At 35.9% G+C, this 20093-nt stretch carries 16 protein-coding genes and 1 pseudogene; 10 read left to right on the top strand and 7 right to left on the bottom strand.

Annotated features, from left to right (window positions below):
- Positions 1-114 precede the first annotated feature (114 nt).
- From M983_RS17910 to M983_RS10150, 5 genes are all read right to left on the bottom strand, one after another.
- Positions 115-561 carry a WYL domain-containing protein gene (locus M983_RS17910; RefSeq protein WP_245684034.1) on the bottom strand — a complete coding sequence of 149 codons (447 nt, stop codon included), beginning with the start codon at positions 559-561 and terminating at the stop codon, positions 115-117.
- 472 nt (positions 562-1033) lie between these two features.
- Positions 1034-1870 (bottom strand): DUF932 domain-containing protein, encoded by an 837-nt coding sequence (locus tag M983_RS10165; RefSeq protein WP_066749998.1) that lies wholly within the window; start codon positions 1868-1870, stop codon positions 1034-1036.
- A 13-nt stretch (positions 1871-1883) separates the two neighbouring features.
- Complete coding sequence (locus tag M983_RS10160) at positions 1884-2309, bottom strand: antirestriction protein (protein ID WP_066749996.1); 426 nt, start codon at positions 2307-2309, stop codon at positions 1884-1886.
- 91 nt (positions 2310-2400) lie between these two features.
- The gene (locus M983_RS10155; protein WP_066749994.1) at positions 2401-3273 is read right to left on the bottom strand and encodes a GTPase family protein; all 873 of its coding nucleotides are present in this window, start codon (positions 3271-3273) and stop codon (positions 2401-2403) included.
- Between the two features lie 60 nt (positions 3274-3333).
- Positions 3334-4299, bottom strand: a complete 966-nt coding sequence (locus tag M983_RS10150; protein WP_066749992.1) for a hypothetical protein — start codon at positions 4297-4299, stop codon at positions 3334-3336.
- A 425-nt stretch (positions 4300-4724) separates the two neighbouring features.
- Between M983_RS10150 and M983_RS10145 the strand changes: the two genes are divergently transcribed.
- From M983_RS10145 to M983_RS18065, 7 genes are all read left to right on the top strand, one after another.
- On the top strand, positions 4725-5312 hold the full coding sequence (locus tag M983_RS10145) for an inovirus Gp2 family protein (RefSeq protein ID WP_066749990.1): 588 nt from the start codon (positions 4725-4727) through the stop codon (positions 5310-5312).
- Between the two features lie 105 nt (positions 5313-5417).
- On the top strand, positions 5418-5627 hold the full coding sequence (locus M983_RS10140; protein WP_066749988.1) for a helix-turn-helix transcriptional regulator: 210 nt from the start codon (positions 5418-5420) through the stop codon (positions 5625-5627).
- Between the two features lie 570 nt (positions 5628-6197).
- Positions 6198-7805, top strand: a complete 1608-nt coding sequence (locus M983_RS10135) for a type I restriction-modification system subunit M (RefSeq protein WP_066749987.1) — start codon at positions 6198-6200, stop codon at positions 7803-7805.
- The gene (locus tag M983_RS10130; protein WP_066749985.1) at positions 7805-9043 is read left to right on the top strand and encodes a restriction endonuclease subunit S; all 1239 of its coding nucleotides are present in this window, start codon (positions 7805-7807) and stop codon (positions 9041-9043) included. The genes M983_RS10135 and M983_RS10130 overlap by 1 nt, the downstream gene beginning before the upstream one ends.
- A 73-nt stretch (positions 9044-9116) precedes the next feature.
- A complete protein-coding gene (locus tag M983_RS10125) occupies positions 9117-12017 on the top strand; it encodes a type I restriction endonuclease subunit R (protein ID WP_066749983.1) in 2901 nt (966 codons plus the stop codon).
- Between the two features lie 2 nt (positions 12018-12019).
- Positions 12020-12982, top strand: a complete 963-nt coding sequence (locus tag M983_RS10120) for a COG2958 family protein (RefSeq protein WP_210433241.1) — start codon at positions 12020-12022, stop codon at positions 12980-12982.
- 35 nt (positions 12983-13017) lie between these two features.
- Complete coding sequence (locus tag M983_RS18065) at positions 13018-13155, top strand: DUF262 domain-containing protein (protein ID WP_083954586.1); 138 nt, start codon at positions 13018-13020, stop codon at positions 13153-13155.
- Between the two features lie 671 nt (positions 13156-13826).
- Here M983_RS18065 and M983_RS10115 read toward each other — a convergent pair.
- Together M983_RS10115 and M983_RS10110 are read right to left on the bottom strand one after the other, a co-directional pair.
- Positions 13827-14687: a hypothetical protein gene (locus tag M983_RS10115; RefSeq protein WP_066749981.1), complete on the bottom strand. Its 861-nt coding sequence runs from the start codon at positions 14685-14687 to the stop codon at positions 13827-13829.
- Positions 14677-16389 carry an AAA family ATPase gene (locus tag M983_RS10110; protein ID WP_066749979.1) on the bottom strand — a complete coding sequence of 571 codons (1713 nt, stop codon included), beginning with the start codon at positions 16387-16389 and terminating at the stop codon, positions 14677-14679. Before M983_RS10110 ends, M983_RS10115 begins: the two co-directional genes overlap by 11 nt.
- 491 nt (positions 16390-16880) lie before the next feature.
- On the opposite strand from M983_RS10110, the pseudogene M983_RS10105 reads away from it, so the two are divergent.
- From M983_RS10105 to drt3b, 3 genes and pseudogenes are all read left to right on the top strand, one after another.
- Positions 16881-17338: pseudogene (locus M983_RS10105) on the top strand (tyrosine-type recombinase/integrase); the annotation flags it as partial.
- Between the two features lie 178 nt (positions 17339-17516).
- Positions 17517-18800 (top strand): antiviral reverse transcriptase Drt3a, encoded by a 1284-nt coding sequence (drt3a, locus tag M983_RS10100; protein ID WP_066749978.1) that lies wholly within the window; start codon positions 17517-17519, stop codon positions 18798-18800.
- Positions 18797-20093 (top strand): antiviral reverse transcriptase Drt3b (gene drt3b, locus M983_RS10095; protein ID WP_167348681.1); only part of this gene is annotated, 1297 nt, incomplete at its 3' end. The genes drt3a and drt3b, both read left to right, overlap by 4 nt.

Below are 20093 nucleotides of genomic sequence, written 5' to 3'. Positions count from 1 at the left end.
CCCATTCATGACCGCAATCGCGGCACATCCAGCCCGTGCCCCATGCAATGATGTCTTGTTCAGAAGAGCAGTGAGGGCAATGGGTTGGATGCGATGCTAGTGGGGCTAATAACGTCATGGTCGGCTCCTTTCTTTGTGTGATGGAAGAGAGGTAAGTACTTGTGATATCAATCTAAAATGCGGTAATGCCGCGATAAAACTGTTTTGTTGTGACAATTGCATCACTGCGTGTTTCGGTGTGAAGGGGGTATTTAGCGGCTGAACTTGTTGGATATCCTCTAACAGCAAAACATGCACTTGCTGATGATATTCCGCCAGTAAATACCACTGGCCTTCACGGTAAATCAGTTGATAAGGTTGTAGTGGATTAAAACGACGTTCAGGCGTAAGTAGGCTAATAGATTGCTTACTGGTAATGGCATACACCAATTGATAGAAATGGTCGGCATGCAAAGCCGAAATCTTATGGGCGTGGTGCCAAATCAAACAAGGTGCATGGGGCTGCTGTGTTAACAGTAACCCGAGTAAGCGGCTGTCTAGCCCCGGAAACAACCGAGTCATTCCAATCTGTTTCACAAAAGTAAGAACATCTTTGTCTCGATAAGCTTTTAACGTATTGATGGGCAAGCGATAACAACCTTGCCGACCTTCTACACCCAGATAAGCCAAGCGTTCACGTAAATCCCGTTGTAACGTGCGTTCAGAAACATTGAACTCTTGGGCTAAACATGAGAGCACAAGGCTTTCTCCTGCCATTAAGCGGGCAATCAGCGCAGAGAGTCGCACAGCCATGCGGTCATATTTTCGGTTAATCTGAAACATAACGTATTGCTCTCAATAACAGACGTTAGGAAATTAAGAAGTGAGGGAGTTTAACTTAGGGGATTGACAGGTTATGTCTGTTGGGAAAAATTCTCATTCGGCTTTTTAGTGAAAAATGACTATAAGTAATTCATTGATAAATAACGTTATGATGTTTATTTGAACGATAAGAATGTAAGGTGTAACGACACAACCTGTCAGGGCGGGAAAATTAGTTGGGCTGGCGAGGGGCGAGTTGGTTAAATAAGGTATCCGCCATCACCCACAGGGCTTTATTGAGTTTGATATCGCCATCAATCCCATTCACCGAACGAGTGCGGGCACGTTTACCTTTTGCTGTACTGCCTGATAATCCTCCTTTAATCAGGTTTTCTTGTAGACGTTGGTACACTGTCCAGAGGTCTTCTTTTTTATCTTCAACGCGTCGGGGCTGTAGAATTTGCTCTCGTGTGACGGGCTGGAACTCTTCACCAAAGCGGTAGGTTAACGCCGCTTCCGCAAAGGCTTGCTGGGCAGGAGGCGGTAACAATAACGACTGCATACTTTCGCGTTTTTCAGCCACTTGCTCAAACGTATCGAGTACCTCATATGCCCCTTCAATTACTTTACCCACCACATCCCCTTTATGGGGGACACGTACTTCACCTAACACATCACCGCACACCAAACCGTTAGAGCACACGGCTCTAAAGAGTCCCGGTAACATTTGATAGCTACTTGAGCCATCATGGCTATTGAGCAAAATAATTTCAGGAACTTGTATTCCCGTAATTTGGTCATGGCGTCGAAGTCGTAACATATGCTTGGTGTGTTCTCGACGGCTCACATCACGTACTCGAGTCTGGCAGGCAAAGAACGGGTAGAAGCCTTCTTTTTGCAGGCTATCGAGTAAGGTAATGGTAGGAATATAAGTATATCGTTCACTGCGTGAATCGTGTTTTTCTTCAGAAAACACACTCGGTACAGTACGGAATAACTCTTCGATGGTCAGTGGGCGCTCACGACGAATACTGTTAGCAGAGCCAAAACGCGAAGCTAATAAACTCATGATAGACTCCTGATTAATCAATTAAGTGGAAAATGGCAGCGGATTCGGGATGTTGTGAAGCGTAGTCACGCAGTTGATAAAAGCGGTCGCACATCACTTCACTTTCTGTTTGGAATGACCAGATACTGTACAGGATCAGACACACCACAATCCCTGCCGCTTCTTGGCTCACCGTGGCTTCATTGCCGTTGTGCATGTTGAATAGGGTTAAGGTGTGTGCATTGATATCGGGGTAGATAAAGGCACCGCCATTGGACAGTGTGCAGTATTCCCAATAGCCACCGTTATAGGCCTCACAAAATTGCCCTAGGGTGGTGAAGATCACCACTTCAAAGGTGACCCAGCCTTTCACTGCACCAAAATGGTTGAACCAAAAATCAAGGCGTTGTTCATCGGGGACTAATTCCATTGTGATAGAGGATTCAGTTGTGTTATTCATAAGTTGATACTCCAATAAAAAGAAATAAAAAAGCGCCAATCCCGTTAAGGACTGGCGCTTGATGTCATCAATGTGGTGTTAATTTAAGAAGTTAAAAGAAAAAACTCCACAGGGATTTAGCGACGGAGACGATGCTATTTTTGACCGTACCAATCGTACTTTTCATCAAGGCAGGTAGGGGAAGGATGTCTATCAGCGTATCGACGATATCGCTAACGCATTGCCCAAAATCGTTACGTGCTGAAGTTTCTACAAATTGCGTCCGGTAAGTGTTGTTCAGTTGCCTAGCCACACCGCTACTGGCTTTCGCCGGTAACGCCAGTATTAGTTGCTCTGCTAATTCAGTGAGTTGATAGTTTTCGATTGCAGATACAACCATCACAGGATGATGCGGCTTAAATGCGGTTATCACGGCTTGTTGCTTCAATTCTAAGCTAGCCGCTTGCTCAGGGGATGGCTGGTGGCTCAGTTCATTCCACTGGCGGTAGGGTTCTATTTTGTCGGCTTGGTTCAGCACAAATAGAAAGCGACTTGGTTGATAACCACATTGCTCAGTGAGAAAGCGATAACACTGTTCATCAGAAGACCACGCTCTATCATCGGCCTTAAGTACCCAGATGATTAAATCCAGCTCTGGTAGTAAGTTACGATAGAGCTGGTGGTATTCTCTATCTCGCTCAATACTTTCACCTACACCGGGTAAATCAACAAAGGTGAGTGTATGGCTCTTCATTGTCATACTGAAGCGTTGGGCTTGTCGTGTACAGCCAGAGACATCACTCACAGGCGATAGCTGGGATTGGAATAGGGCATTGATTAAGCTGGATTTGCCAGCACCTGTTTTACCCATCAGGCCGATGGTGGGGGAGTAGTTGATTAGGTGATTGAGTTGGTTGAAAAAGAGATTTTTAAATGAAGCAGGAAAGGCGGATATCACCCTTCCTAATTCGGGTTGTAGGTTCATATTACATCCTTGAAAAATCATTGTGGCTATTCAAGTTAATAATATATATCTGTAATTTTTTTAATTTTCCTTTTTAGCTTCCAATATTAACTTTTCTAATGGTTCCTCTGGTAAGTCAATTTGATCAATCATAGCTTCAATAATTTCATTAATATTTTTATTATGATGCTTTGCTATTTTTTTTAATTTTAACTTTGACTCTTTAGATATATAGGTATTCAATACCTCTTTACCTTTAACTCCATCACGGAATTTCTTTTGACTCCATGCTTTTCTTGTTCGCAATAAAAAAAGCTTAACATCAGATACTTTTGAATCAGTTACGCAGAGAAATAAAAAAAAATCAAAACATGAAAGAACACACTTCCATCCATCATTTTTAATTAAAACATTAACATCATTATCACGCCAAATATTTATTTTCCTATCTTTCATTCTAGACACTATCCACTCTAGTGAACCTATACTTTTAGGTAAAAAAGAAAAAGGATTTTGATATTCCTGATAATATGAAAGATATGTTTTTTTCATTTCATTTACATCTGTAATAGTTTTCTTGTAATCAATGACAACTGTAATAAAATCAAGTAATGCTATCATGTAATGAAAAGGCATATCCTCACCATTTAATGAGTATAGATCTATAGGTGAGAAATTTTCGGTGGCAATAATAGAAGGAGGGAAAGCACCATTTTTTAAATTATAGTTATATATTTTCATTAGATAATTAATAACCAAAAATGAAAAGCGTTTATCTTTAAAAAAACTTTCCCCGTTAACTAAATTTCTAAGTAAAAGAAGATTAACCTCATCAAAGAAGCCTTCACTATTAATCCCACTCTTCTCTAAAAATTCTTTCATTAAAAAAATAATTTCGGAATCATTTTTTTCAAATTGATTCTTGGTAAAAAAACCAAGAGGAAAAGCTTTATTACTCTTGTAGATAAGATACTCACCAATATAAATCTTTCTATATTTTAGATAATTATCATTAATTTGAATTTTCATACTTTCTTCCATTTTCATCACTTTACCCTCATTCAATCTAGTAAGTAACCATAGCACAGACTAACACTGTATTTTACGTAGCATTGATTGTGTCATAATAGGTCATTTATAGCTTGTATATCGTGACATGAACCAAGAAAACAATATCAAGTATAGCTAAAAACAAAAGAAACTAATATCAGAGTAGATAGAATGAGCGGGACTGTGCGTATAACCATTAATGACGGCTACACAGAGTATGTGTGTGAAGATTTGCGTGTTGGTATAGTATTATTATTAATAAAGTCACTCATTGATTATTAATAAAGTCACTCATTGATTATTAAATATTACCCTGTCACCTATTGCGTAATTTATATAGACCATAATTTATAAACGATAAACTCATATTTTTAACAACACCGATTCTAGATATGAAATAAAACCAACCAAAGGTATAAATCATGTCTAGAAACACCTACAACGAGCATTACATTCAGAAAATAAACCACACGATTCGTAAATCCCTCCTAACACACAATCGTGTTGCTGCTATTCGAGTGGATTTGCGCTTTCCTTCATCAAATATATTTAACTTTAACGATTCCAGCGTTATTACTCGATTTTTTGAATCATTAAAAGCCAAAATAGAAGCTGACCTAAAACGTAAAAATAAAGCATGGAAGCGTAACCATTCATGCTCATTGTTTTATGTATGGGTTAGAGAATTCGGTGAGATAAAGAATAGAAAGCACTACCATGTGCTTTTACTATTGAACAAAGACGTTTATAAAGGTTTAGGGGATTTTAAGAAAACGGAAGGAACGTTATACGCATTAATACAGCAAGCATGGTGCTGCGCTATTGGTATTGATTACCCTACTGATCGTTATTCAGTTCAAATTCCAGATAAAGCTGTTACTTGGCTAGATAATAGTAATACCTACAATGAAAACTCTATTTTTGAATTAAACCAGCGCTGTCGTTACTTAGCCAAAGAGCATACAAAATATTATGGTGATGGCGAGCGTTCTTTTGGATGCAGCCGTTAATCTACTAATAAAAAACATGAGGGGGATATCTTTTGGAAGAGAGATATCCCTAAACATTTATCGATATCCCTTCTGCCTTTTAACTTTAAAGACAGGAGTTCAATAATGAGTACTCAAGCGATTCCCTTATTAGATGACCAATTTGTTGATATGAAATTTATAACCCGTTTAACGGGACTAACAGACAAGTGGTTTTATAAATTGATCCAAGATGGAGAGTTTCCAAAGCCTATAAAGCTGGGTCGTAGCTCTCGCTGGTTAAAGAGCGAAGTTGAAAATTGGTTACAAGCACGTATTGCCGAGTCCAGAGCATAACCATCACATCACATCACTACCCTATTCTGCTTTAGTAACACCGACAACACACTCACTGTTGTTCCGGTATATCCGTACCACTTGATGCACGCTAGAACGCCTCCTGAACCATTATCTGTCCAAGCTGATATTGATGTCAGCTTAATCGTCCATGATTGCCTACTAAGATAGCACCCGACTTGAACAATGTTCGTTTGCTAACAAACTGAATTAGTCTGTTTAACCAGTTCAATAATCCTGAGCTACGTCCTAGACTGATGTGACTGTGCTGATATGATTTGATGCTGGGTTTTCCGCCAAACGATTGGCTGAATGTCCTGAAGATAAAAACTGAAGAACAGCAGATAGAATGGATAATTGGCAAACAGACGGAGAACTGGGGACTGGGGACTAGGGACTGGGGACTGGGGACTGACAAGGATAATGGATGATTATGTGTTGTTTGGTTGGTAATTCAATATTTCGTATCAGTGTACTCATCTCTTAAGCAACAAGATTTGAACTTAAACGATGCCTTTATGATAAGATAACATAACGATATTGTGTTTTCTAATCATCCAAGGTAGTTAAATGACAACGGCAAATGACGCACAGCAGTTACGCGAACTTCAGGGTAAACTATGGGATATTGCAGATTCCTTACGGGGTAAAATGCATGCAGATGAATTTCGTGATTATTGCTTGGGCTTTATTTTCTATAAATATTTATCTGAGCAGTTTGCTAACTACGCTGACAGCATCTTAAAACAAGATGGCTTAACGTATAGCTCGCTAGATATTCATTCACCCGATTATTCCGATATTCTAGAAGCTGTTAAAAGTGATGCAGTTGAGGCCATTGGTTATTATCTTCCCCCCGAATCCCTCTTTCACTCTTTAGCTAAACGCATTCAAGCTGACCCGAAAGGTGTTGGTCAAGGCTTTATCTTAGAAGACTTGAGTAAGATATTACGCGGGATTGAGCAAAGTACTCTCGGTTCTGACTCTGTTGATGATTTTAGTAACCTGTTTGAAGATTTAGATTTAACGTCAAGTAAGCTAGGTAATACTGAAGCCGCAAAAAATGAACTTATTGCCAGTATTATTAATAAACTGGATGAGTTAAGTTTTAACTTAGCTGACGCCAATACTGACATCCTTGGCGATGCCTATGAATATCTGATTGGTGAATTTGCCAGTGGTGCAGGTAAAAAAGCGGGCGAATTCTATACGCCACAACCGGTTTCTAAGTTACTTGCTAAAATTGTCACCGCTCATAAACTCAAATTAAAAAATGTTTATGATCCTACGTGTGGTTCTGGCTCTTTACTGCTACGTGTGAAACGAGAAGCTAAATCCGTCGGTAAAATCTATGGACAAGAATTAAACCGCACAACCTATAACTTGGCACGAATGAATATGATATTGCACGGTGTGCATTACGCTGATTTCGAAATTGTGCAAGAAAATACCCTCACCCAACCTCAGCACCTTGATAAACGTTTTGATGCCATTGTTGCCAATCCACCATTTTCTGCACACTGGCCAGCTGATGGTCTGATGCTGAGTGATCCACGTTTTAGTCAATACGGCAAATTAGCACCCAAAACGAAAGCTGATATGGCATTTGTGCAACACATGTATTACCACTTAGCGGAAGATGGAACGATGGCGGTAGTATTACCGCATGGGGTTTTATTTCGCGGTGCCGCTGAAGGTCATATTCGAAAATACATGATTGAAAAACTCAATTGTATTGATGCTGTTATCGGGCTTCCTGCTAACCTGTTCTATGGTACGACTATTCCTACCTGTATTTTAGTGCTAAAGAGATGTCGTAAAGATGATGAACATATCCACTTTATTGATGCCAGCCAAGAGTACGATAAAGTTAAAACACAGAATCTTTTATCCTCAAACCACATCGATAAAATTATTGATTGCTATACCGATAGAACAGTGATTGAGAAATTTAGCTATTTAGCGTCTTTAAAAGAGATAAAAGATAACGATTATAACCTTAATATCCCACGTTATGTGGAGACTTTTGAAGCTGAAGACGATATTGATATTAATGCTATTGCTAAAGAGATCATTACTCTTGAATCAGAGATGGTCAGTGTAGATGAAAAGATCTCTCAATATTGCCAAGAATTACAAATTTCCTCCCCCCTAACTTTGTCTAAAGGATTTATGTAATGAAAGCTCAGCCAACACTTAGATTTAAGTTATTTAATCAGATATGGGACTATGATTTATTGATAAACTTATCAATAAATAAATTGTTAAGTAATGGCGTTTTCAATGACCCTGCTCATGTTGGTTCTGGCTACAAATTAATAAATGTTGTTAATATGTATAAAGAGCCTTTTATTTATGAAGGTGATTTAACCCTCATAAATTTAGATAAAAAAATATTTGAAAGAAATAAAGTTTCCCGTTTTGATATATTTTTTACTCGTTCTTCATTAGTGAAAGAGGGAATTGCGTGGTCAAATATTTACTTAGGGGATTCTTTAGATATAACCTATGACGGTCATTTAATTAAATTCACGCCAGATAGTTCCAAAATTAATCCTTTATTTTTAAACTATAATTTGAAATCTAGTTCTGTTCGAAAACAACTAATCAAAAAAGGTAAAACAGCAACAATGACCACTATTGGGCAAAGTGATGTTGCTTCGTGTCTTATTTGTTTTCCAACACTCATTGAGCAACAAAAAATTGCCGATTTCTTATTATCAGTTGACAAAAAAATTATGCTACAAAGTCGAAAAATCGAGCTATTACAGCAGTATAAGAAAGGAATGCTCCAAAAATTATTTAGTCAAAAAATTCGATTTAAAGATGATAATGGTGCTAGTTTTTCTGAATGGAACGAGTGTGAATTATCCAGCATTGCTCTAAAAGTTAATATTAAAAATAAAGATAAAAATATCTCAAATGTTTTAACAAATTCAGCAACTCGAGGAATAGTATCTCAAGCTGATTATTTTGATAGAGAAATAGTTACATCAAGTAATTTAGGTGGGTATTACGTTGTTAATATTGGTGATTTTGTCTATAACCCAAGAATATCGTCCTCTGCACCAGTGGGACCAATAAAAATGAACAAACATAGCTTAGGAGTAATGTCTCCGCTATATACTGTGTTTAGATTCACTAAAGGTAACAACCAATTCTATCAATATTTTTTTGAAAGTACTCAATGGCATGACTATATGAAAAGTGTAGCTAATAGTGGTGCAAGGCATGACCGAATGAATATTACAACATCTCATTTTCTCAGTTTACCCATTCCTCAACCTTTAGAAGAAGAACAACAAAAAATTGCTGATTTTCTATCCTCTATCGACGATAAAATAACCATTGAAAATAATAAACTCGATAAATTAAAACAATGGAAACAAGGCTTATTACAACAAATGTTTGTTTAACAATGATTCATAAGTAAAATACACTATCTTTACCCTATTAATATTAATTAAATAAAAGGAAGGAAACCCTCATATGCAAAAAACACAGAGTGAATTTGAGTTAGAGCAGGATTTAATTCAACATTTAACCACTGATTTGCATTATGACTGGGTTGATGTGCACGATGAAGCATCAATGAAAAACAACCTTCGTCAACAAATTGAAATACATAATAAACTTCAACATTTACCGTTAACAGACGGTGAATTTGAACGTATCTATTTGCATCTCACCGCAGGAAATACCGTTTTTGAACGAACTAAAGTACTACGTGATTATTACACCTTATCACGAGATGATGGTACTCAAAAATGGATACGCTTTATTAATCAAGAAGATTGGTGCTGTAATGAGTTTCAAGTTACCAACCAAGTTCGGCAATATAATGCCGAACAACAAACGCGTAAAACGCGTTTTGATGTCACGATCTTAATTAATGGATTACCTCTAGTTCAAATCGAGTTAAAACGTCGCGGGTTAGAATTAAAAGAAGCCTTTCATCAAATTGACCGTTATCACCGTGATGCCTTCTGGGTTGGCAGTGGGCTTTATCTCTTTACGCAAATCTTTATTATTAGTAATGGAGTTAATACAAAATACTACGCCAATAATAAAACATTAGATTTTGAGCAAACCTTCTTCTGGGCAGATAAAGACAATAATCTTATTACCCATTTGCGCGCCTTTACAGATGAATTTTTAAAGCCTTGCCATATAGCTAAAATGATCACCCATTACACTATCTTAAATGAAACAGGTAAGTGTCTTATGGTTATGCGACCTTACCAGCTCTATGCCTGTGAGGCAATTATTGAGCGAGTAAAAGGAGCCTCTCATAATGGATATATTTGGCATACTACTGGCTCGGGTAAAACACTGACTTCGTTTAAAGCCAGTCAGGTCATTATGGGAATGGAAGAGGTCGATAAAGTTATTTTCGTTGTTGACCGTCGTGATTTGGACTATCAAACCGCAAAAGAATTTAATGCCTTTCAAAAAGATAGCGTCGATACAACGGATAATACGCGCTCTTTGGTGAAACAACTTATCGATACTGATACTAAGTTAGTCTTAACAACCATTCAAAAACTCAATACCGCCATTACCAAAGAAAACCATATTACCAAGCTTGAGCACTTACAAGATAAACGTATCGTTTTTATTTTTGATGAATGCCACCGTAGCCAATTTGGTGAAACGCATCGCAATATTAAAAAGTTCTTTCGCAACTCACAATTATTTGGTTTTACAGGGACACCTATTTTTGCGGAAAACGTCAATCTGACGATGGGAATAGAGCAAACTACAGAAATGTTGTTTGATGATTGTCTTCATAAATATGTCATTGTTGATGCAATTCGGGATGAAAATGTATTGCGTTTTTCAGTGGAATATTTAGGGGAAAATAGAAAGGTTAACCCAAGTCATAGTGATGCCATTCTTACCCAGCCCATAGAGAGTAAAGAAATCTTAGAAAGCGAAACTCGGCTATCACAAGTGACTGATTATATTTTAGCATGCCACGATGCTAAAACTGGGCATCGTGAGTTCACGGCTATTTTTTGTGTTGGTAGTGTTGAATTACTTATCCGTTATTATCAGCTGTTTAAAATAAAACAGGCTGAACTACAGCGCCAAAATCCACATTATCGCCCATTAAAAATTGCCACTATCTTTACCTATGCTCCTAATGAACCTATTGATAAAGAAAGTGTCAGTGATATGCTAGATGAAGAAGATATTGTACTACCTAACACTAAAACACCTTCATCCAGCCGTGATTATTTGGATTCATTTATTCTTGATTATAATCAACTCTTTAGTACAAATAAAAGCGCAAAAGACAGTGATAGTTTTCGAGACTATTATGTTGATATTGCAGAACGTGTGAAAAACCGTGAAATTGATATCTTACTTGTCGTGAATATGTTCCTAACAGGTTTTGATAGTAAACCACTCAATACATTATATGTTGATAAGAACTTACGTTACCACGGACTAATTCAGGCCTTCTCTCGCACTAACCGTATTTTAAATAAGAAAAAAAGCCAAGGTAATATTGTTTGTTTTAGAAACCTCAAACAGAATACCGATGATGCTATTCGTTTATTTTCAAATAAAAACGCAAAAAGCATCGTACTAGTTCAGCCTTATAATGAATACCTCACTGATTATCGTGAAAAATTAAAAATCTTATTGGATATTGCTAACAACCCAGCTGCGGTTGACTTGCTTCAGACCGATGAAGAGAAAGAGGCCTTTATTAAAGCCTATCGCGATGTATTACGCCTACGCAATATCATGAATACGTTTGTAGAGCATGACGATGATAATTTAGTCGTCCCCGCTCAAATGTTGGAAGATTTCAAAAGTAAATATCTTGATATTTATGACAGCGTACGCCGAAACCAGCAAGAAGGAACTGACTCACCGTCACCTCTTGCTGAGATTGATTTTGAATTAAGCCTCATTCATCGTGATGATATTAATGTTGGTTATATTTTACGACTACTTGGTGAAATGCGTGATATGCCAGAAGATAAAAAAGCAGAACGCAAAAAACAAGTCCTCGATATTGTTAGTGGCGATACACGTTTACGCAGTAAGCAAGCATTGATCCAACAATTTATTGAAAATGATTTATCACGCTTAAAACAAGATGATGATATTCAGCAAATTTTCCAAGCTTATTTAGACACAGAAAAACAAAAAGCCATTGATGAAATGTGTGAACGTGAGTCACTCAAACCAGATATTATTCGTCGTATGATAGAAAAATATCTCTTTGAAGGTCGTTTTCCTCGTACTGAGGAGATGTCAGAGGCGTTAATCAATCAACCTAAAATATTGCAACGTAAAAAAATCTTTGAGCATGTTAATCAGAAATTGAAAACCTTTTTCGATACGTTTATTGATGGCTTAGAAGGACTTTAATGGTGAGTATAAATAAAACGCGTTCACTTTATGACAAAACTCTGGCCTTTCTCAAACAAAATCAAGGTAAACAATATACTGCGCGTGATATTGCTGAGAATTTAGTAAAACAAGATCCTGACTGGGCGATGGATAAAGTGAACAAAAGCCAAGCATTATCGACCTTAGATGATGCAGTGAAACAATATGCGGCTGAAATAGGTGCACAAACACCGAAATGGTTAACACCGAAAAAAAACAAAATCGCCAAAATAAAAACAACAATAGAGCGCCCACGAAAATATTTTTATAGTGAAATGACCGATGATGAGGAAATCGCGCTAAGCGAAATCACAGATGCGACAGCTAGTCCCAATGATTGGAGTGAGCATGACCTCTATCCTTTACTTAATAAATGGCTAGAGAGCAACATGAATATCTATTCATTACGAATTAATGAAAAGAAAAGCCAAAATACACAAGGTAAAAATGGGAACAAGTGGCTTCACCCTGACTTAGTTGGCTTAGAAGATAAAGGACAACATTGGCAACCAAAATTAAAAGCATGCGTGAATGAATACAGTGAACCAAGAACACGCTTATGGTCTTTTGAAGTCAAAAAAAGAATTAATATGAGTAATGTGAGAGAAGTGTTCTTTCAGACAATATCTAACTCATCATGGGCAAATTTAGGTTATTTAGTCGCAGCAGAAGTGACCGGAGAAGATACGCTTAAAGAGCTCAGAATGCTTTGTGCGGCACACAGTATTGGCGTGATTTTACTCGATAAAGATGACATAGCAAATACTCAAATTCTAATTCAAGCTACCGAAAAAGAAAATGTAGATTGGGAGCTTTGTAATCGCCTAATCTCAATCAATCGTGATTTCGAGCATTATATTGAGTTAGTCAGCGAATTTTATAAATTGGGTGAAGTAAAAAAAGCGGATTGGAAGTGGAGTAACAGAAATAAGGAGATAGTATAAATGCAAATAGAAGCAGAAACTAAAAGTTTAAAAAAATCCTAGCTGATGATGAAATATTTTATCAAGTTCCTGATTATCAAAGACCTTATTCATGGAATAGTGATAATGTAGAGTCGCTAGTAGATGATTTAGCTACTGCATTTAAAAACTCTAAAGATAAAAAATATTTCTAGCATTGTAGGGTTTGCATGGGTATTAGAATACGGAGAACAACATCGTTTGCATATTCATGCTGCCTTTTACATTAATGGTCAACGTCATCGATAGACGTATCGTTTTTGGGAAGATATTCGCGATATATGGAAAGAGGTTACGGAAGGTGGAGGCTATGCACACCACTGTAAACCTAAACCACATTATCGAGCTCGTGGTGAACGTGTTATTGAATATTCCGACAAAGATGGTCGTAGAGATATGAAATATATATTAAGTTATTTAGGCAAAAACAGTCAGTGCACAGAACACCGTATTTATCAGCTCAGTAATATTCAGGCTGCAAGACAAATTGGACGACAACGAAATAAAAATGGGTGATTGAAAACTGACATCATAATTTATTACCGCTGAAGATCTATCTAGTTGAAAGTGTATAAAATAAAAAAAGCAGAAAAACCATTTAATATTAATTGATTGTCTTTTTCTGCTTTTTTATATGTAAAAAATACACTCTACTAAACATTAGGCTCAAAAAAGTTGGTACTCATTCTAGTTCATTTTAGGGTATAAATGTGATAGACATTTTGCTCTAACTCGTCAGTTTAGGATTAAAATTTCTATGGGTTAACGCCTACATAAAATACAGAGCCAGATTCAATGCGTTTGTTATACACTACTGTAGAGTACTCTATAAATTATCAGGCAACTGACCATTCTCTAGGTATTCCATTAACTCATTATTTTCAAGAATAGATCTGTATAGTACAGCATCCCATGAATTAATAGATTTTTCTTGTTCCATATCCATACACAAAGCTAAAACATCTCGCAAGTTTGTTGTATCAGGTTGCCGACAGTTATTAGCTCTCCGCAGAACACTTATATACCTTGTCTTAAAGTACTCTTTGAAACGAGTAAGAAAATCAATTCCTTCCAAATGAGACTTTACCAATATCTTTAGCTCTTCTGGTAATTCATCCTTAACAGCTATATCTATTGCCGGAGTCGAAAATGGAGGTGTAAATATTATCGAAAACAAAGGTCTGTTTACGTCATCAAAATATGGATGAATGTATCTCTTTTGCCCATCCTCAGTGACATAGTCTGTAAGTTTCTCGCCTTGGCACCAATCACACATTGGTGTCAAATTCAGTAACAAAACTGATAGTTCAGGAAATATATCTTTAGGGAGATAGTGATCAAGCGTTCTCGGCCTTCCAGGCTCCCCACAGCTAGGACAAACAACTAGTCCATTATGCTTCCGCATAGCCTCCAGTTGCTTGAACGGTAACTTTTCAGATTTAGGTGTGTATAGGCCAACCAAAGATTTCTTTCGCTGACTAGCTTCTTCTTCGGAATCTGTATAGTCATTCAAGTTAAGAGGAGTAATCCCTAACGGGCTTCCATGATGCTCTATGAACAATTTTGCTTGGTTTATAAGGTCATTCGTAATCCGAGCGTAAAATCCTTTATATTTTTGCCTTTCGTTTATCACCTTTCTCAAAATTTCGAGAGAATCCTCTTCAGGAAGCCGTATTTTAGATACCATGAGACTTCCTTGAATTAAGCAATTTTATCAACATTTCTTCATTTAGCTCATCCCCAAGCTTGTCAATAATATCCTGAGGATCTTCATATATTGCTAGCTGCTCTTCTATCCATTTATCGAACGGTTTAGTAATGGAATTATCACCAAAAACATATGATGAGATTCTCTGCATATCACCACCAAATGTTTCAAATGGTGGATATTCGACTTCGACTTGATCATTCTGCTTTCGGTAAACGTGCACGCATTTAGCCGGAATCTCCCTAGTGATAGCTAAAGAATGAGTAGCCAAAATTGCTTTAGATGTAAAAGCTTTCAAAACCTTTTTAAGCAACTCAATAAACTCTATTTCAAGTGCTGGATGTAAAAAAAGTTCCGGTTCATCAATAACAACTAAGCTATCTTTTCTTATTTGTCCAACCACATTTACCACAATATAGCAGAACAGCCTTTGACCAGAGCTGATTTCAATTGCCTTATTTCCTTTAATAAAGATAGTGCCAGATTCAAACTTAATGCAACTTTTTAAATCAATATTCCATTCATCTATTTTTTGAATAACATGATTATCAATTTTAAGATATTTCTTGCCTTCACCAACTAAAAAATTAGAGAAATCTGGAATCTGATTAAGCAGATCAAAATCTTTAATTATTTCAAATGCAATAAAGTCAAAATCAATAGCCGACATCAAGACAGACAATATGGTTTCGAATTTATATGTCCAATTAGGAAGTGAACCAAACTTCAAATCATCATGTAGTGACTTCAATATTGACGATACAGAATCGCTTGCTGGTAGATTTCTACTAATACCTACCCTCTGATTTCCATCTAGGTCCTCAATGATCCTACGAAAACCAAAATACCTATAAGCATCTTTGTCATTCAAATTTGTCTTGGATAAATCAATTGTGAATTCTTCAAATGGACTATACGATATAAGGATTAACTTAGAAATATTTGGATAGTGATCAAATGGTTTATGCTGGCTTTCATCCAGGGAAAGTTTGCTTCCTCGTTCAACACCTAACCAGTATTCAACTAAAGACTTTAATGTATAAGATTTCCCTATACCATTTTCACCAATAAGGACATTAATATCATAAGGAAGTAAATCCGAATTGAACTTGAAACGAATTGGTTCAATCAAACCATCTCTTCTTATAGTGTTAAGTGTGAAGTCTTTAATGCTTGATACCTTTTCATTAAACAGCTTCCAGCCGTCTTCATAAGCTTTCCTTGCGCCCGCTTCTCTAAGAGGTGATGTAGAAAAATCATCATGTTCAATTAATTTGATAGCATTTTCATCTTTAATAACATTCTTTAAATAACCAGCATCTCTTATTAGGCTAAGAACATTTTTAGCCTCATCTATTCCAATCTTTGCAATCAAAAAATTATAAAAATCAATATCACTTGGGACCGATACATAATTAGTTTCTGGTATCGGGAAAAATCCATCCCACCCATTATCACATAATTCGTTTAGTTTTTTTGGTGAATAATTGTCATTTTCGATTAACAACTTAAGGCCAAATTCAATAAAAACTTTACCATCAACATATAAGGCTGCATTGAGAGTAGTACTTACCCCATAGTCATCCCAATTGTTGAATGATAGTGAAAGCATGGTATCTTCAGATGGTAACCTCGCCGGAGTTACGCGCCAATTGGAGCCTTTCTGATAAAACACTTTCATTGAATATTTATTCCTTTTAAAAGATCACAAAGATAATTTGCTCGGATGCATAACTTATTTCAAAGGGGCTACGTTGTGGCTAAGTCACATTTTTAGCAGTCCAGCATGCTAAACTTGTTAAATACTTTAGCATGCTATCACCTTCTTAAAGTTGATTGACACAGTAAACACTGTCTTTAACTTGATTTAAACTACAAGCTGACGATAAACGTTCACTGCTGGTTAAGTCTCCAATACTTATCTATTCAACAAGAGCCTCGCTGTCTTCTCGTAATTGTATATTAGCAGCGAAACAATCCTAATACTTATCCTATTTCAATCGGACGGTTGAATTAATGTGATTACCTTTGATATAACCTAGGAAGTTATGCTGATTCTTACGAAACCAAGCTGCGTAGTTAAGGCGCTGTGTCAAACTGTCAACTTCAACGAGTAGGTTCATTGAAATTGAACCATATTTTTCAGCTAACTAATCAGTAATCTTGCTTAAGAGAACCATCGAATTACACGCGGCATTATGGCAAGAATTTGATCTGGATAACGCTATTTGGGAAATTCCTGCTGAAAGGATGAAAATGCGCAGGCCGCATCTTGTGCCATTGTCGACACAAGCGTTAGATTTACTCCATGAACTCAAGAGCATGACAGGGAACTATCATTATGTTTTTCCAGGACGGAACGATCCGAACAAACCGATGAGTGAAGCTAGCATAAATCAAGTTATCAAGCGTATCGGATATGGCGGTAAGGTCACGGTTTTAGGCATACCTTATCAACGATATTGCATGAATTAGGATATGAGAGTTCATGGATTGAAATGCAACTCGCACATGTTGACAAGAATAATATTCGTGGTACTTACAATCATGCTCACTATTTAGAAAAAAGAAGGCATATGATTGAAAATTATAGTAATTTATTATTAGGTAAGGTTTCAAAACCTAGTTGATTAGCTTACAAATTGATGTGAACAAGCCTAATTTGAGCATCTTATTTCAGCCACCAATCATTTAGTATTTGGAATACAAATAATGAAGCAGATACAATACGGTATGAAGAAAATTAATCTAATCAATCAGTTCAACCTCGAACGTTGATTCCTAATATCAAAACCTAAGAGAGCGAAAATGGAGCAACTTTCTTATACATATAGCAATCTTCTAGAGTGTATCACTTATAGTGATCTCATGGATAATAAGAGTTTAATTGACTACTCAGCCAGAGTTTTGGCATCAAAGAGTGCACAAAGGAAAGCTGCGGAAAAATCGTTCCTTGAAGATGGTGTCAAAGAAATAAACATTTCTGGAAAGAAAGGCATTAAATTTAAAACTATTGAAGATAAACTCATATCAAGGTTATTGGTTCGAAATATAAAAAAAAGCTACAAAATCTCGCGGGTCAATAGGCATGATATTATAAAAAATCTAATTATAAATCTCAAAGATGGTAGTCCTTATAATATAGCAAGGCTGGATATAAGATCATTTTACGATAGTATAGATTTCAAAGTTCTCCTTGATAAGATCGTATCTGATGGAAAGGTATCAAGGTACGATATAAATCTATTGTATAAATTTAAAGACTCTTTAGATCAGAAAATGATTTCTGGACTTCCTCGAGGCATAAGTTTAAGCGCTACTCTGGCCGAACTATGTCTTCAGGAAATTGATTCATTCTTTTTAAAAGAGAAAGATGTTTTTTATTACTCTCGGTTTGTAGATGATATATTAATTATTCACCATGGAGGGAAAATAACAAAACAATTTATCACTGATTATTTCTCGAGTCACCTGCCTGGAAATCTTACTTTACATGAAAAAGAAAAATTGGCTTTTTTGAATATCGCCGGGGCTAGGGCTAATATCAACGATGACAAGACGCAAATTGACAAAGTAGATGAAATAGATTTTTTAGGATATAACTTCAAAATATACAATTTATATAATGAAAATGATCATGTGTTTTTAAGTCTAAATAGGAAAATACATGTTGACCTGTCTATTAAGAAAATTCATAAAATTAAAGTAAGAATTATTAAATCATTTGTTGCGTTTATAAATAGCAATAAGAGTCATGATGACTTTTTATTACTTAATGATAGAATTAAATTTATCACCGGAAATTATCCAATTCGAGATCCAGTTTCAGGCATTAAAATAAATTCGGGTATTTTTTATAATTACCAATATAAGAATGTTAGCTTCAATTGTTCTCTGGTGGGACTAGATAATTTTTTAAGAAGTATTTTGTTTGGTAGCAACAATATCTTCTCAAAAAGAATATCAAACAGTCTCACCATCCAACAAAAAAGATTAATAGCTAAGTTAAATTTTAAAAGTGGCTTCTATATGATTAGATTTCATACTTTTAGCTATTCAAGATTAAAAGAAATAAAGGAGTGTTGGAAATGAATAGATCTGCTAAAGCTGTGAAAAGAAAAGATCACCTTCGCGTTCTTTTAACAGAAACCTCTCCGTATGAAGTGCCGGCTATTTTTTCTAATATAGGTTTTTATAATAATATCACACATCATAATAAGTTTAAATCTACAGGAGATATTGTTTCATTTCTCTTTGAGAAAAATCTTAATGAAGATTATACAATTCCATTAACATATAAAATAAAAAAAGACATCGATTCCTCTCGCGTATTATCACTAATCCATCCAAGGAGTCAGTTAACTATAGTTGATTTTTATGAAAACTTTTCAAGTATGATAATCTCATCATGTCAGAAAAGTGACTTCAGTCTTCGATCTCCATCAAGGATATCATCTAAATATTTTATTAAAAATAATGAAATGAATGATTTGGAGTATTCACGAGGTGAAATACAATCTGAATATGATGATAAAAAATATAAGCATTTAGCTTCATATTTTTCTTATAATCGATATACAAGATTACATAAATTTTTTAATTCTATGGAGTTTATTAACTTAGAAAAGAAGTTTGATGTTTTCTGTAGTATTGATGTGGCCAAATGTTTTGATAGCATTTATACCCATAGTATTACTTGGGCAATTAAAAATAAAGAGTTTTCAAAGCAGAATAGACATGTAAAGAACTCGTTTGGAACAATATTTGATCGCTTAATGCAATCAATTAATTATAATGAAACTGCTGGTATATTAATCGGTCCAGAAGTTAGCAGGATTTTTTCAGAGGTTCTTTTTCAAGATATTGATAGAGAGGTTGAAAACTTACTTGGAGAGTTACAATATTTAAATGGTAGAGACTATACTATTAGGCGGTATGTGGATGATATATTTATCTTTACCCTTAATGAAACTATTCTAAACGATGTTAAAGACATAGTAGAAGATACACTGAAAAAATATAAGCTTACAGTAAATAAGCAAAAGACATCTACTACTCTACGCCCCTTCTCTACAGCGAAATCAGGTACTATAAATCATCTGAATGAAATTCTTAATTCGCTAACAAGCAAATTCATCGACCCTGAAAATCCTGAGAAAGTAAAAAAAATATATAGTAAGCGAAATACAGTTGTGTCGTATTTAAATAAGATAAAATCAATGTTCGTACTCGAACGTGAAAACTACAACCTAGCATCTGGTTACACTATTTCCTCTTTAACTAATATTGCTATAGATTTGGATCGGAAGTGTAAAGCTAGTAGCGATTTTATGAAGAATAATGAGCGTCAAATTAGTGATTTCTTCTATGTCGCTACAGAAATAA

Source organism: Proteus myxofaciens ATCC 19692, from assembly GCF_001654855.1.
Taxonomy (GTDB): domain Bacteria; phylum Pseudomonadota; class Gammaproteobacteria; order Enterobacterales; family Enterobacteriaceae; genus Proteus; species Proteus myxofaciens.
This window is presented reverse-complemented; position numbering and strand designations above follow the sequence as displayed.